13 protein-coding genes are annotated in these 13,895 nt (G+C 62.4%); 5 read left to right on the forward strand and 8 right to left on the reverse strand.

Annotated elements, in window-relative coordinates; translation table 11 throughout:
* Positions 1–68: 68 nt before the first annotated feature.
* Together MUK72_RS00575 and MUK72_RS00580 are read right to left on the reverse strand one after the other, a co-directional pair.
* A complete protein-coding gene (locus MUK72_RS00575) occupies positions 69–314 on the reverse strand; it encodes a DUF7123 family protein (RefSeq protein ID WP_004050904.1) in 246 nt (81 codons plus the stop codon).
* 259 nt (positions 315–573) lie between these two features.
* The gene (locus tag MUK72_RS00580) at positions 574–1,395 is read right to left on the reverse strand and encodes a molybdopterin synthase (protein WP_244702656.1); all 822 of its coding nucleotides are present in this window, start codon (positions 1,393–1,395) and stop codon (positions 574–576) included.
* A gap of 82 nt (positions 1,396–1,477) precedes the next feature.
* On the opposite strand from MUK72_RS00580, the gene pyrH reads away from it, so the two are divergent.
* The 3 genes from pyrH to MUK72_RS00595 all read left to right on the forward strand — a co-directional run bounded on the left by pyrH (position 1,478) and on the right by MUK72_RS00595 (position 5,105).
* Positions 1,478–2,194, forward strand: a complete 717-nt coding sequence (gene pyrH, locus MUK72_RS00585) for a UMP kinase (RefSeq protein WP_004050908.1) — start codon at positions 1,478–1,480, stop codon at positions 2,192–2,194.
* 360 nt (positions 2,195–2,554) lie between these two features.
* A complete protein-coding gene (gene lysS, locus MUK72_RS00590) occupies positions 2,555–4,270 on the forward strand; it encodes a lysine--tRNA ligase (RefSeq protein WP_425311073.1) in 1,716 nt (571 codons plus the stop codon).
* Positions 4,271–4,343: 73 nt separating this feature from the next.
* Positions 4,344–5,105 (forward strand): hypothetical protein, encoded by a 762-nt coding sequence (locus tag MUK72_RS00595; RefSeq protein WP_244702658.1) that lies wholly within the window; start codon positions 4,344–4,346, stop codon positions 5,103–5,105.
* Positions 5,106–5,107: 2 nt separating this feature from the next.
* On the opposite strand, the gene MUK72_RS00600 is transcribed toward MUK72_RS00595, so the two are convergent.
* Positions 5,108–6,154, reverse strand: a complete 1,047-nt coding sequence (locus MUK72_RS00600; protein ID WP_244702660.1) for a ComEC/Rec2 family competence protein — start codon at positions 6,152–6,154, stop codon at positions 5,108–5,110.
* A 165-nt stretch (positions 6,155–6,319) separates the two neighbouring features.
* Here MUK72_RS00600 and MUK72_RS00605 point away from each other — a divergent pair, with 165 nt between their 5' ends.
* Both MUK72_RS00605 and MUK72_RS00610 read left to right on the forward strand, forming a co-directional pair.
* Complete coding sequence (locus tag MUK72_RS00605) at positions 6,320–8,083, forward strand: site-2 protease family protein (protein WP_244702662.1); 1,764 nt, start codon at positions 6,320–6,322, stop codon at positions 8,081–8,083.
* 42 nt (positions 8,084–8,125) lie between these two features.
* Positions 8,126–8,563 (forward strand): universal stress protein, encoded by a 438-nt coding sequence (locus MUK72_RS00610; RefSeq protein ID WP_244702664.1) that lies wholly within the window; start codon positions 8,126–8,128, stop codon positions 8,561–8,563.
* Positions 8,564–8,585: 22 nt separating this feature from the next.
* On the opposite strand, the gene MUK72_RS00615 is transcribed toward MUK72_RS00610, so the two are convergent.
* From MUK72_RS00615 to MUK72_RS00635, 5 genes are all read right to left on the reverse strand, one after another.
* Positions 8,586–9,098, reverse strand: a complete 513-nt coding sequence (locus MUK72_RS00615) for an HPP family protein (protein ID WP_244702666.1) — start codon at positions 9,096–9,098, stop codon at positions 8,586–8,588.
* Positions 9,099–9,144: 46 nt separating this feature from the next.
* Positions 9,145–9,588 carry a universal stress protein gene (locus tag MUK72_RS00620; RefSeq protein ID WP_004050919.1) on the reverse strand — a complete coding sequence of 148 codons (444 nt, stop codon included), beginning with the start codon at positions 9,586–9,588 and terminating at the stop codon, positions 9,145–9,147.
* Between the two features lie 48 nt (positions 9,589–9,636).
* On the reverse strand, positions 9,637–11,562 hold the full coding sequence (locus tag MUK72_RS00625; protein WP_244702668.1) for a chloride channel protein: 1,926 nt from the start codon (positions 11,560–11,562) through the stop codon (positions 9,637–9,639).
* 81 nt (positions 11,563–11,643) lie between these two features.
* Positions 11,644–12,939, reverse strand: a complete 1,296-nt coding sequence (locus MUK72_RS00630) for a TIGR00341 family protein (protein ID WP_244702671.1) — start codon at positions 12,937–12,939, stop codon at positions 11,644–11,646.
* Between the two features lie 77 nt (positions 12,940–13,016).
* A complete protein-coding gene (locus MUK72_RS00635; RefSeq protein WP_244702673.1) occupies positions 13,017–13,886 on the reverse strand; it encodes a formate/nitrite transporter family protein in 870 nt (289 codons plus the stop codon).
* Positions 13,887–13,895: the final 9 nt, after the last annotated feature.

Raw genomic sequence — 13,895 nt, forward strand, 5'->3', positions numbered from 1 at the left:
CGGACGAGAGCGCCAGCGGGGAGCGATTCGTCAGGGGCAGGGCGACGAGAGGCCAGCGAGCGCCGACGTCAGGCCGGCGCGACGCGCCAGGTCGTCGCGCTGGTGTACGACCACGGCTCGATCTCCAAATCGCCTGCCGAGTCGGCGAGTTTGTGCATCAGCGCACCGATCTCCTTCGGCGAGAGACCGACCTCGTCGGCGATGAACTTGCTCTTGAAGTAGAGCTCGCCGTCGGCCGCGTTGCGTTCGAGATATGCCTTCAGACGTTGCTCTTTGGTGGTCGCGTCGACACCGGCGGGCTGAGTCGTACTCATTGTGACCTCACTCGGTCATGCGATCCCCATGTATTATAGCCGACAGATGCTTCGGATGAATTCGGTGCACTTCACTCTCGATGGTGTCGTCGACGACGTTTCACGATGCTTCCAAAACCCTTTAGACGTTTTATCGGGCGTGCAGAGCCCATCGATCGACAAATAGGATCGCCTGTCGGCGGAGGAGAACGTTACGCACCGAATCGTAATTTCTACTTTTCTTGTATTGTAATTATCTCCCGATGCGGGGACGGATCGCTCACGCGCGGTCGTGGACCCAGAACTGCTCGTCGCTCGTGCGTTCCTTCTTGAATATCGGGACCTCGTCTTTGAGCCGGTCGATACCGTCCTCGACGGTCGCGAACGCCTCGCGGCGGTGGCCCGCGAGCACGACGACGAAGACGATGTCCTCGCCGGCCTCGATCCGCCCGACTCGATGGTGAGTGAGCACCTCGTGGACGCCGTCGCGTGCTTCGAGTTCGGTTTCGATGGCGTGCAGTCGCTCGTCGGCGACCTCGCGATAGGTCTCGAATTCGAGTGCCTCGGTCGGATCGTCGTCGGGAGCATTCTTCACGCGCACGCGCCCAGTGAAGGTGGCGATCGCACCCGCACGGTCGGCCTGCGGCGATTCCTTTAGTTCCTGGACGAGCGATTCAAGCGTCACGCGCGGTTCGCGGTCGTCGATCGCCGTACAGAGCGCATCGAGATCGATCTCGTCGGCGTCGGTGGCTGTCACGAACTCCGGGCCGGCGTGCTCGCGCTCGCCGAGAACGACGGCCGGCAGTCCGTGGCTCGAAAACCCCTCGACGAGTGCGTAGTCGTGATCGGGCACGAGATCGTCGAGGAGATCGGACAGCGAGCGCTCCTCGCCGGTGGCAAACCAGCTGTCGTCGCTCAGACCGTAGGTGACGCGCGCGCCGGCCGCACGGTGGCGGGCGGTGTCCTTGCCTTCGGTGTCGATGGTCGGTGCGTGATCGAGGTGTTTGATCGTGGCGACGCTGCCGTCCAGTCGGTCGGCCAGGCGTTCGATGAGCGTCGTCTTCCCGGTATCTGAGGGACCGACGACGGCGATGGCTTTCATACGAGTGGCAACGGCTGGCGCTCGTTTGTACCCTTCGCCGGTGTTGACAACGCTTAAGAGTGCGTCCGGGCAACCGCCGACAATGAAAATCATCGTTTCTCTCGGCGGGAGCGTGCTCGCGCCCAGAGACTCCGAACGCGTGGGCGCACACGCCACCGTCATCGAGGGACTCGCCGAGGAGGGCCATACCGTGGGGGCGGTCGTCGGCGGCGGCACAGTTGCACGAAAGTACATCCACACTGCCCGCGAGCTCGGTGCCAACGAGATCGAACTCGACCAGCTCGGCGTCGACACGACCCGTCTCAACGCACGGCTGCTCATCGCGGCGCTGTCCGAACGAGCGGCGACCCGCCCGGCGCGTGATTACGAGACCGCGGGAGCGGCGCTCCGTCGCGGCGAGATCGCCGTCATGGGCGGTGTCACGCCCGGACAGACGACCGACGCCGTGAGCGCGGCGCTCGCCGAATACGTCAACGCCGACCTCCTCGTGTATGCGACGAGCGTCCCCGGCGTCTTCGATGCCGACCCCGACGAAAACCCCGATGCACAGCGCTTCGATCGCCTCTCGGCCGGCGAGCTCGTCGACGTGATCGCCGACATCGAGATGACCGCCGGCTCCTCCGCACCGGTGGACCTGCTCGCGGCGAAGATCATCGAACGCTCGGGCGTTAGAACTGTGGTTCTCGACGGCACCGACCCCGATCGCATCGGGCACGTCGTCAACACCGGCGAGCACGACGGCACCGACATCGTGCCCGCCGAGAGCGACGAACCGACCTACTGGGCGATGAATGACTGAGAGTAAGCGGAAGTCCACGGCTTCAGCCGTAGGTCCGAGCGATAGACCGCATCGAGAACTGCCACAATCGCCAGAACCGCAAGAGTTAGCCCCTCCGGGGTCGTCCCTGAGTATAGACTCAAACGGGAAAATTGGAGTTGGGTTGGGGTCTCCATCAACAAAAAGCAACCTTGCCCGATTGGGCCTCGCTGCCATCGCAGGGCAGCGAACAAGGCCGATGGCACGGCCCGTGCGATGCGAGCGGGGGAACCCTGATGGGTTGGCGTCACCATTCGCTCATCGCCCCGAAGCAGAGCGCACGAACCCGGTACGGACATCGCGCAGCAGTGTCCGGAAGTTGCCTCTGTCGGGGTGGTCAGCGTGACCGACCCCGAGCGCGGGGAATCCCACGACTTCAGTCGTGTGGAGGATGTCAATGACGACCCGTATATTCTCGCCGGCTCGCAGTCACGTGATTTCTGGGCCGAATCCGTCGCCGACGCGATCGAAGAGCGCGACCCCGGCGACCCGATCGTCATCAAGGGCGGCATCTCGCCGTCGGGCGTGCCCCATCTCGGCAACATGAACGAGATCGCACGCGGCTACTTCGTCGCCGAGGCACTGCGCGAGCGCGGGCGGACGGTCCGACAGATCTTCACCGCCGACGACCGCGATCCGCTCCGGAAGGTGCCCCGAAAACTCGCCGATCTCGACGGCAACGTCGTCGGCCTCGGTGAGGTCGACGCCGGCGCGCTCGGCCGCAACCTCGGCAAGCCCTACACCGCGATCCCCGATCCCTTCGGCTGCTGTGACTCCTACGGCGCACATTTCTCGAACCTGATCGAGCGAAGTGCCGAATTGCTCGATGTCCCCGTCGAAACCGTCTCGAACACCGAGCGCTACGAAGCCGGTGCATTCGACGACGTGATTCGCCACCTGCTCGAACACCGCGAACAGGCACGGAACGTACTCGGACAGTATCAAGAGAAGGTCGACGACGACTACATCCCCTTCCGCCCGATCTGCGCCGAGTGTGGCCACGTCACCGAGACGGACGCCGTCCGGAGCGTGGATCTCGACGCCGGCACCGTCGACTACGTCTGTACCGACGTCGAGGCCGGCGAGCAAACGATCGAGGGCTGTGGCCACGAGGGCACCGCCACCTTCCGCGAGGGAAAGCTCCCGTGGCGCTTCGAGTGGCCCGCCCAGTGGCAGGTGCTCGACGTCGATTTCGAGCCGTTCGGCAAGGACCACGCCGAGGGCTCGTGGCCGAGCGGCGCGGACATCACCCGTACCGTCCTCGACGACAGCCCGCCGGTGCCGATGGCCTACGAGTGGTTCACGCTCGACGGCGAACCGTTCTCGTCGTCGGCCGGCCACGTCATCATGGTCCAAGACGTCTTGGAGTTCCTCGAACCCGAGGTGCTCCGCTACTTCTTCACGAAGGACCCGAGCCGGGCGCGGGATTTCTCCATCGAGCGCGCCGACCAGCTGGTCGACGAGTTCGATCGCTTCGAGCGGACGTACTTCGACGAGCACGCACGGGAGGACGAAACGATGGACGAAGCCGGGACGGCCTACCCGATGATCGTCGAATCGGCGAGCGATCGACCGATCCGCCTCCCCTACACCTTCGCCGCGGTGCTCGGCATGACCGACGACAGCGAGCTCCGCGAGAAGATGGCGCGTCGCCAGGAGCACATCCCCGAAGATGCCTCGGAGAGTGCGGTCGAGGCGGCCCTCGGACGCGTCGAATACGCCCGGACGTGGGCCGAACGCACAGACAACGCCTACAACTACCGCCTCGCGACCGATCTCCCCGACGTATCGTTCGGCGGCGATACGAGGCAAGCGCTCGACGAACTGGCTGACGTCGTCGAGGCGGGCCACGACGGCGAGGCGATCCAAAGCGAGATCTTCGAGACCGCCCGCGAGCACGACCTCGATCCCGGTGACCTCTTTACCGCCGGCTACCGGCTCTTTTTCGACACCGATCAGGGGCCGAAGCTCGGGCCGTTTCTCGCGGAGCTCGACCGTGAATTCGTCGTTGAGCGGTTACGGCGCAAAAATGGCAGAGATTCCAATCAGATGCCTTAGAGACTGAGCAGACAAGCAAAACCGTATGGTATACAACAGATATTAGGAATATGTCACACATACAAAAGCGACAATGGTAATCTCAAGAAGTTTTCGCGTTCTGAGCCTCTATGACATTCTTGCCAATCTACTACCGGGAACCCTAATCCCAACAGTAGTTATAATACTCTTTCCAGAGATTTCTGCAGGAGTTGATTTAACCAGCAGTATCTCGATCGGTGGTTTCGTTATAGTATCATATGTCTCTGGTTTGATACTACAGGCAGGAGGTAGCTGGAAAGATGATCCCACAACATTTGGAGAGACACTTAGTGCGATCCGCAGCTCTAACGAACAAGATTCGCCGATCACAATCACGCATGTGGAAAGATCATTTCTTCCCATGTGTCGGCGAAAATTTAAGCTGCCCGATAGCTTCGAAGATGATGGAAAGTTGATGAAGCTCGTTTTGAGTTATTTGGAGACAGCACCAACTAACCGAGCGCTCCGGTTTCAAGCGCTTCATTCACTTTATCGAAGTATTTGGATAGCAAGCTATCTCACACTTGGATTGGCCATGCTTAAGATTATGTTAACTTTGATCGGTTACGTACCACAGACAGCCTGTGTTGGGTCTATTTTGTCTACACAATCAGACTTGATTACCAAATATATGTCGTCACCCTTGTTCAGGGAATGTCTAGTCGATCGATTAGTGGCGGTTTTTGCTTGCATAGGTATCGGTATTTTCTCATCTCGAAAGAGCCACTTTGACAAAATTTTCGTTAAATATGTGTTCTTGGACATGTACAATAATCAAATTACTACAGCAAATAATAGTCAAAAAGCAGGATAGGATTATGCACCAGGCAAATCAAATATACCATCTGGTTCAGCCCGTGAAGGTATTACTGCCCCTCTATTTCCTATCGTAAACGAGATTGTTCCATATTGCCGGGTGGACCATATCTTCGTATCATCACTACAAGTGCGATAATAGTCTTGGTGAGCATCTGTCGTTGGTTTCGTGCCAACACTAACGATTACGTATTCTGGATCCATCGTAGAGACCGCTTCTTCGTGAAAACCAGATTTTCGTCCATGATGAGACGCTTTTAGGATACGAACATCCTCAAACATCTCATCGCCCCAATAATCAAGCAGTTCATCCCATGCTTCTTTTTCTACGTCACCTGGCAGTAGAATCGCTCCCGCCCGAGTGTTTGATTTCAAAACGTAGCTTCCGTCATTGTATTTTGGTTCGTCAACATCTGCGTATTCGTCATTCAGTTCGTTGATGAAAGGAGTAGATGGATGGAGGATCTCAATATTATCATTTTCCCAATATTGTTTTTGGCTGTTTCTATTCGGTTGGAGATACTGATGAGAGGTATTGCCGCTACGAATATCTGAGTATTGATCCCAGTCTACCTTATCATATTTTGGTGGCCAATATCCTCTATCGCTCAAGTCCTTGTTATGATTGATGTCCCAGAAGACGCTAATTGACTCCTTGGTACATAGACGATCCAATCCAGAGATATGGTCCATATCGGGATGGGTACATATGAACCTCCAAATATTCTGGTTCATCTCAGACACCTCGGATTGGAAATATTCAACCGGATTATCAAGATACTTTTCGGCGTACTCATCCTCACTAATCTGTCCCTTGGATGAAAAGCGATGTTGGCCGGATTGTTTTGCTTTCAGGTCAGACATGGATTCTTCCAAACCAGCGATTCCTTCAGCGTAATCTTCCGATTGCTTATCTTTCCAATCATTGATATCAACGAAACTTATTCTCCCCTTGCTTCTGTGCTCATCCCCCGGATGGCGTATTATCGAACAGTCTCCATGATCAACATTGAGAAAATGAATTTCAAGCCTATCGTTGGGGATCATGTATTTGCTATTTCCAATATCCCATGTGATATAAGCGTGGTCGTAGTATAGTGAAAGTGAAATCAGGGAGGATTCAGCTGGTTGGTGGCCATCTGGCCAATATAACGATTCTATACAGTACCAACAAACCAAACCCTCATGACTGCTCATCACGGAAAAGTGCCAATGGCGAGCACGTTGCTGTGGGTTCTCTCGGGAGTGCTTCTCTACAGCGTCGTGGCGACGGCGCTATCGGCGCGGGGATTTCTCCCCGACTGGGCCCGGGTTTCGGGACCAATCACGACACTGCATACGGAGCGTGGAAAGGCCGTCCTCGACTGGCTCGCACGCCCGAAACGGTTCTGGCGGGCGTGGGCGAACGTCGGCCTCGGCATCACGCTCGTCGTGATGGTCGGCTCGTTCGTCCTCGTCATCTTCAGCGCCGTCACGATCCTCAACCGGCCCTCCTCGACGATCATCACCGAGCCACAGGACGCGCTGGTCATCCCCGGGGTCAACCAGTTCCTCCCGCTCTCGGTCGCCCCGGAGATCGTTCTCGGACTGCTCGTCGGGCTGGTCGTCCACGAGGGCGGCCACGGTCTGCTCTGTCGGGTCGAAGACATCAGCATCTCCTCGATGGGGCTCGCGCTGATCACGCTGATCCCGATGGGCGCGTTCGTCGAACCCGACGAGGAGGAACAGCGCAACGCCGAGCGGGGTCCACAGACGCGGATGTTCGCCGCCGGCGTCACCAACAACTTCGCCATCACCGTCATCGCCTTCGCGCTCCTCTTTGGCCCGGTCGTCGGCTCGATCGGCGTCGTCCCGGGCGTCCACGTCGGCGGGGCGCTACCGGGCACGCCGGCCGCCGATGCAGGCATCGGCGAGGGAAGCGTCATCACGGGCGTCGCGGGCCAGAACGTGACGAACGCGAGCGATCTCGACCGTGCGCTCGTCGACGCGAACCGCACCGTCCCGGTCTCGCTATCGAACGGCACCACGACGACCGTCGAGCGCTCGCTGGTCGTCACCAGCGCCATCAAGGACGGACCGACGGGGCTCGGTACGGGTGCGACGATCACGGCGATCAACGGCTCGCCCACGCACACCGAGAGCGGATTCACCGCGGCGCTCGAAAACCGCTCCGTGGCGACGCTGCGGACCGAAAACGGCTCCACGACGACCGCGCCGATGGGTGCGTACGCGAGCCAGATCACGCCCGACGGCCCGCTGGCAAACGCGACCGGTGAGGGCGGCGAGCCGGTCGTCGTCACACGATTTGCCGGCGAACGCACCCCGAACACGTCCGCGCTGTCCGACATGCTCTCGCAAACGAACCCCGGTGAGACGGTGCGCGTCGAGGCGTTCGTCGGGGGCGAGCGCACGACCCAGCGCGTCACGCTCGGCGAGAACACACAGACCGGCAGCGGGCTGGTCGGCGTGACGGGGCTCCAGTCGGGGGCCACCGGGATCGCCGTCGACGACTTCGGCATCGACGCCTATCCGGCCGCCGGCTTTCTCGCGGCGCTCGGCGGCGAGGGTGGAGCCGGCGGGTCGGCGCTCACCAGCGTCATCGTCCTACTCACACTCCCGTTCGCGAGCGTCGCCGCACCCGGCGTGAGCTACAACTTCGCCGGCTTCGTCGGCGCGAACGTCGACTTCTACACCGCGACCGGCCCGCTCGGCTTCCTCGGCGGCGGCGTGTTCGTGCTGGCGAACGTACTGTTCTGGGTCGGCTGGATCAACCTCAACCTCGGCTTCTTCAACTGCGTCCCGACCTTCCCGCTCGACGGCGGACACATCCTCCGGACGAGCACCGAGGCGGTCGTCTCGCGGCTCCCCATCGGCAGTCGGCGATCGCTCACCGGCGCGGTGACGACCGCGGTGAGCCTGACGATGCTCGCGGCGCTCATGTTGATGATCTTCGGCCCGTCGCTGCTGTCGGGCTGATATCGCCGCCAACGTTTTCACCCCGGACTGACGAGCGCGATCATGTACGATCACGTACTGTTGCCGACCGACGGGAGCGAAGCGGCGATGGACGCCGAAAACGAGGCGTTCGAGATCACGACCACCAACGACGCGACGCTGCACGTGCTCTTCGTCGTCGACGAGACGGCCGGGCCGCTGAACGTCCGCGGTGGTGACGAGCGCTTCGAGGAGGCCGAAGCGGAGGGCGAGAAGACGGTAGCGGAGATCGGCGAACGGGCGACGCAGGCGGGCGTCGGGGACGTTACCGAGGTCGTTCGACAGGGCACGCCACACGAGGAGATCCTGGAGTACGCCGACGAGCACTGCGATCTCGTCGTCATGGGGACCCGCGGCCGCAGCGGGCTCGACCGACAGCTCCTCGGTAGCGTGACCGAGAAGGTCGTCCGGCGGTCGAATCCCTCGGTCCTGACGGTGCGCGTGGGCAGCGAGGGAACCTGAGCGTCGTGGATTCGATCGGCGCTTACTCGTCCTGCTGGTAAGGGAGATTCCAGATCGGCCCGCGTTTGCCGATGTGCTCGTGGAGACCGACCATGATCAACACCGCCAGCATGAACACGCCGACGCCCCGCGGGGAGGTGAGATAGCCGAGCGAAACGATGAGCGTCGTCGCGTACGCCGGCGGATGCTGGACGTCGGCGAGATACATGCCGAACGTCGAGAGGAGGGCGGCGACGAAACTCGACACCACCTGCCTGAACACTTCGAGCGAGAGCGCCGGGCTCGCCGCCGGATCGATGCCGCCGACGATCAGATGGAAGGCGACGAAACCGGCCACCGCGCCGATGAACTGGCCACCGATGATCCGGCGTGGATAGTTCATCTCGTCGTCGGGCAGCGTTCCGAGGAGGAACAGCGACGGCCCGAGGCTCGGGATCAGAAACGGCTGGCCGGTGACGAACGACAGGAGCCCAAGGACGAAGAGATGAAAACCGAGATAGGTGCCGACCCCGCCACCGAGCGGATACCGAGCCATGTCCGGCGTTGGATCTCATGACGGATAAGACGGCCGTTTACCGGTTCTATTCGTCGGTCACGTCTCGCGAAACGACGAGGACCGGCCGATCGCTCAGACGCACGACCCGTTCGGTGACGCTCCCGAAGACGAACCGGCTCACGCCCGACCGGCCGCGCGAACTCATCACGAGGAGATCGATCCCGTTGTCGTCGGCGTAGTCGAGGATCCCCTCGTGGGGAAGCCCCTCATTGACCGCGGTTTCGACGGTGAGTCCACGATCCTCGCCGCGCGTTGCGATGGTGTCGACCGCCTCCTCGCCCATCGTTCGCAGCTCCGAAACGGTGTCTTGGGCATCGACGCCCATCAGCCCGGCCCCGCCATAGGTGTCGTCGACGACGTACAGCGCGTGGACCGTCGCGTCGTACGTGGCGGCGAGATCGAACGCGTGCTCGATCGCCGTCTCGACCGCCTCGCTTCCGTCGGTCGGGACGAGGATCTCGTCGTACATGGCGCTTCCTACGGCACGGAGCCACGAAAAACAGGGGGTCGAAACGGGTTACAGTGGGCCACGACCGAAATCGAGCTTTCCCGTCTCGCGGACCTGCTCGTCTTCAAGCTGTCGCATCGCCGACGTCATCAGGTTTTGCGAGTCGACCAGCCCGAGGAGATCACCGCTGTCACGGTCGACGATCGGGAGCTGTTCGAGATCGTTCGAGGACATCCGGACGGCGGCCTCGAACAGCTGTTCGTCCGGGTGGCCGGCGACGAGATCGGTCGTGCCGGCCTCGGCGACGGTGATCTCCGCGCCGTCGTTGGCACTCGCCCGAAGCAGGTCGCCATAGGTGACGATCCCCACGAGACCCGCCTCGGGATCGACGATCGGGAGCCCCTCGTGAAGCGTCAGTTCGGTGGTCCGTTCGGGCGTCGTCCCCGACTCGCCCGGTTCGTCGAGAGCATCCGGCTGGTCACCGTCGGTCTCGGGGGTGAAACGGGCGACGGATGGCTCGTCGCTAGTGAGTTCGTTCACCAGCTCGGCAACGGTCACCTCGGGGCGGATCGTCACCGGTCGCTCGTCCATGATCTCGGCGACGGTGAAGCGCTTCAGCGGGTCGACCTCGTACTCCTGATAGATGTCGATCCCGCGCCGAGTGAGCTCCTCGGTCATCAGGGAGTTGCGGAGATAGATCGAGGCCACGCCGTCGGCGACGACGGCGACGAGAAACACCGGCAGAATGGCTGCGAACTGCTGGGTCACCTCCACGGTAAAGAGTACGAGCGCGAACGTCGCGCCGCCGGCGACGCCGAACAGGGTTCCCAGACCGGTGAGCGCGAACAGCCCGACCGGTAACGTCACGCCGGGGACGAGCGCGTTCACCACGATCGCGAACGCGCCGCCGATGCCGGCCCCGATGACGAACATCGGCGCGAGAAAGCCACCCGACGTGCGCGTCCCGAGCGTCACGGAGACGCCGATCGCCTTCCCGATCACGACCAACAGGAGCAGCCCGATGGGAAGCTCGTTCTGGAGGATCTCGCTCGTGACTTCGTAGCCGACGCCGAGCACGCGCGGGACGAACAGCCCCATCACCCCGAGGATGAGCCCGCCGATCGCCGGCAGGAGTACGTTTCCGACCGGGAATCGATGGAACAGGTCCTCGACCGCGAAATAGCCGCGCTTGAAGGCGACGGTCGCCAGTCCCAGGATGACGCCGAGCACCAGCAAAAACGGCAGGTTCGGGAGCAGCTGGTAGCTCAGGTCGCCGATCCGGAGGAGTGGCTCCGTGCCGAGGAGCTGGCGACGAACCGCAGTCGCGATGACGCTGGCGACGCTCAGCGGGACGAACGATCGCATCCGGAACTCGAACAGCAGCAGTTCGATGGCGATCAGCACGCCCGCGATCGGCGTGTTGAACGTCGCGGCCATCCCTGCCGCCGCGCCGCAGGCCAACAGCACCTTTCGCTCGGCCACCGTCGTGGGGATGTACTGCCCGATGACCGATCCCATCGTCCCACCGGTCTGGATGATGGGGCCCTCGACGCCGAACGGCGCGCCCGTCCCGATGGCGATGGCGGCCGAGATCGGCTTCAGCAGCATGACGCGGGGCTCGACCTCGCTGTCGTTGTCCCAGACCGCCTCCATCGCCTCGGGGATACCGTGACCGCGGATCCGTGGCGTCCCGTATTTCGCCAGCAGTCCGACGATCAGCCCACCGATCGCCGGGATCAGTACGATCCAGATCGGCAGTCCGTTGTTCGGCGGCGTGACGAACTCGAAGGCGATCCGTCGATAGAAGAAGAGGTTCGTCAGCAAGCCGATGAAGTGGTAGATGAGAAACGCGATGATGCCGGCCAGAAGCCCGATGATCGCGGCGAGCACGGCGATCGTCCCGAGTCGATAGTTGGAGTCGGGGTCGATCGGTGTGCGATCCTCGGTTCGCTCGTCGAACGAAACAGTTCCGGACGTCTCCGCGTTGTCTGCCATCGCTCGTCGCCTCGTCACCGACGACGACGCTTCACTCTTGGTATTCCATCACGAATTCCGGAACGAGCATTCGCACCGTCCCTACCCCGATCCAGCCCGCTGGTATTCGACGAACCGCACCTCGACGGAGACGTCTCTGTTCGTCTCGGCGGCGATATGCCGTCTGAGTCGTTCGGAGAGCCGGGGGTAGGGCTCGCCGGTGGTGCGTGCGGCGACGACGGTGACGGAGCCCTCCTCACCGAGCAGGCCCGCGGCACCGAACTCGGCCGAGGCGGACGCGAGTTCGAGGTTCGAGTAGTCGGGATCGTCGAGCACTTCGTCGACGTTCCGGTTGACCGCCTGATCGAACAGGAAATACTGGTAGGTGCCGAACAGCATTGCAACCACGAGGACGGCGAGGCCGATGGCCACCAGCACCGAAACGATCCGTCGTGGTGAGAACGAGAGCCACTCCCGAAGGCTGCTGACCTCGGATGGCCGGTAGCCGAAGCCGAGGAGGGCGACGAGCGCCGAGAGATTGATGAACACGACGTTGACCAGCAGCAACGCGAGCGCACCGAGCGCCAGCAGCGGCTCGGCCCAGACGACGCCGATCCCCACCGCAGCAGTGGCCGGCACGACCGCCGCGGCGACCGCGACGCCGGCGATCGTCACCGGGAGATCGGTCGAGAGCGCGAGCGCGCCCGCAGCCCCGGCGACGACCGCGATGGTGAGCGTCAGCAGCGTCGGCGTCGTGAACGATCCGACCTGTGTGATCCGACCGACGGCGAGCGTCGACGGCACGAGATGGCCCCATCGGAAGACGGCAGCCGCGACGGTGGCGCTGATGGTGGCGACGACGAGCCCGAGGAACTGTGATCGGAGGCTGTTGGCCGTCGACTGTCCGTCGTCGCTCACCAATCCGACGCTCGCCGACAGCGAGGAACCGGCGAACGGTGCGACCACCATCGCGCCGACGATGACGATGGCGGAGTTGAGCAGGAGTCCTGCAGTAGCGAGGATCGCACTCAGCGCGGCAAAAACGACGAACATCGTCGTCTCGGGCGTGAGCTCCTGTGCCTTCGTCCGGAGTTCGGCATGCGACAGCCCGATCTCGTCCTCGGGACCCTGCGTGTAGCGCCCTTCCAGCTCGTCGAAATGTGGCGTCGTGGCGGTCTCGACGTCGGTGACGATCGTGAACGCGTCGTCGGCGAGACCCGCCTCCGAGAGTCGGCCGAGCATCTCCTCGACCGCACCTGCAGGCGTCGGGAAGTAGACGATGGAGGCGTCGTTACCCGCCGCCTCGTCGGCGATGACGTAATCGGCGTCCGCGTCATCGAGCGTATCGAGCACGCTATCGCGTGACTCGTCCCTGACACGAACCTGTATGAGCCGCATCGAGCTATTCGATGGATCTCAAGCGCAGCCATATACGGATTCCGCAATCGTCGCGAGCCCTATTTGTCGCTATCCCGTCACGATTTGCCGAGGCTCTCGGGATCGACGTCGACGTCGCCGGGTTCGCCGGCCTTGATCGCCTGGCCGTAGTTGAGCAGCGCGACGAACACCGTCCCGCCGACGGCGTTGCCGACCGTGGTCCAGAGCAGGAAGTGAACGAACTGGGCGATCGAAATACCCTGCCCCCGGAACATCGCCGAGAGCAACTCCGTCGTGCCGAGAAGTGCGTGGTGGAACGGCCCGAACCCGATGACGCCGGTGATCATCCAGATCAGAACGACTTGACCGATGGTGTCGCGGCCAGCGGCAACGAGCCACGTCGCCAGCCCCATCAGCCAGCCTGCGATGACGCCACTCAGAAGGATCGCCCACCACGACAGCGGCAGCAACGCGTCGGCGAGCATCCCGGCCGCCGCGGGCGTGACGATCCCCAGCGGCGGCCCGGCAACGGCGATGAAGCCGGCGAACACCGCACAGCCGATGAGGTTGCCGACGAGAACCACACCCCACAGTTCGCCGAGTTCGGTGATCGAGGCGCGACGGTCGATGACGGGCAGCACGCCGAGGGTCGTGTGGGCGGTGAACAGCTCCGTCTGGCCGATGATGACGATGACGAACCCGACCGTCGAGACGTTCGCGAGGACGAACCGCGTCACGAACGACGACTCGAACCCGCCCGAGAACGTCAGCGCCATCCCCATCAGCAAGGCCCCGAAGCTCACGTTGAGCCCCGCCGCGATCGCCGAGACGAACAGGCCGCTCGCCGGACGACGGATCTGTTTGAGCGCGTTTTCGAGCTCGCGACCCAAGATCTGGCGGGCGGCGAGGGTCGGTTCGGGCGAGCTTTCCTCGTCGGTGGTGTCGTCCTCGGTCACGTCACCCGACACCCTCGTTCG

Source organism: Halococcus dombrowskii (assembly GCF_022870485.1).
Lineage (GTDB): Archaea > Halobacteriota > Halobacteria > Halobacteriales > Halococcaceae > Halococcus > Halococcus morrhuae.

Coding starts and splice junctions, on each gene's coding strand:
- MUK72_RS00600 (WP_244702660.1), bottom strand. CDS start 6,154: ATGATCCCCAACGATAGGCTTGAAATTCATTTTCTCAATGTTGATCAT.
- MUK72_RS00580 (WP_244702656.1), bottom strand. CDS start 1,395: ATGAAAGCCATCGCCGTCGTCGGTCCCTCAGATACCGGGAAGACGACG.
- MUK72_RS00630 (WP_244702671.1), bottom strand. CDS start 12,939: ATGCGGCTCATACAGGTTCGTGTCAGGGACGAGTCACGCGATAGCGTG.
- MUK72_RS00625 (WP_244702668.1), bottom strand. CDS start 11,562: ATGGCAGACAACGCGGAGACGTCCGGAACTGTTTCGTTCGACGAGCGA.
- MUK72_RS00605 (WP_244702662.1), top strand. CDS start 6,320: ATGGCGAGCACGTTGCTGTGGGTTCTCTCGGGAGTGCTTCTCTACAGC.
- MUK72_RS00575 (WP_004050904.1), bottom strand. CDS start 314: ATGAGTACGACTCAGCCCGCCGGTGTCGACGCGACCACCAAAGAGCAA.
- MUK72_RS00615 (WP_244702666.1), bottom strand. CDS start 9,098: ATGGCTCGGTATCCGCTCGGTGGCGGGGTCGGCACCTATCTCGGTTTT.
- MUK72_RS00610 (WP_244702664.1), top strand. CDS start 8,126: ATGTACGATCACGTACTGTTGCCGACCGACGGGAGCGAAGCGGCGATG.
- pyrH (WP_004050908.1), top strand. CDS start 1,478: ATGAAAATCATCGTTTCTCTCGGCGGGAGCGTGCTCGCGCCCAGAGAC.
- MUK72_RS00595 (WP_244702658.1), top strand. CDS start 4,344: ATGGTAATCTCAAGAAGTTTTCGCGTTCTGAGCCTCTATGACATTCTT.
- MUK72_RS00620 (WP_004050919.1), bottom strand. CDS start 9,588: ATGTACGACGAGATCCTCGTCCCGACCGACGGAAGCGAGGCGGTCGAG.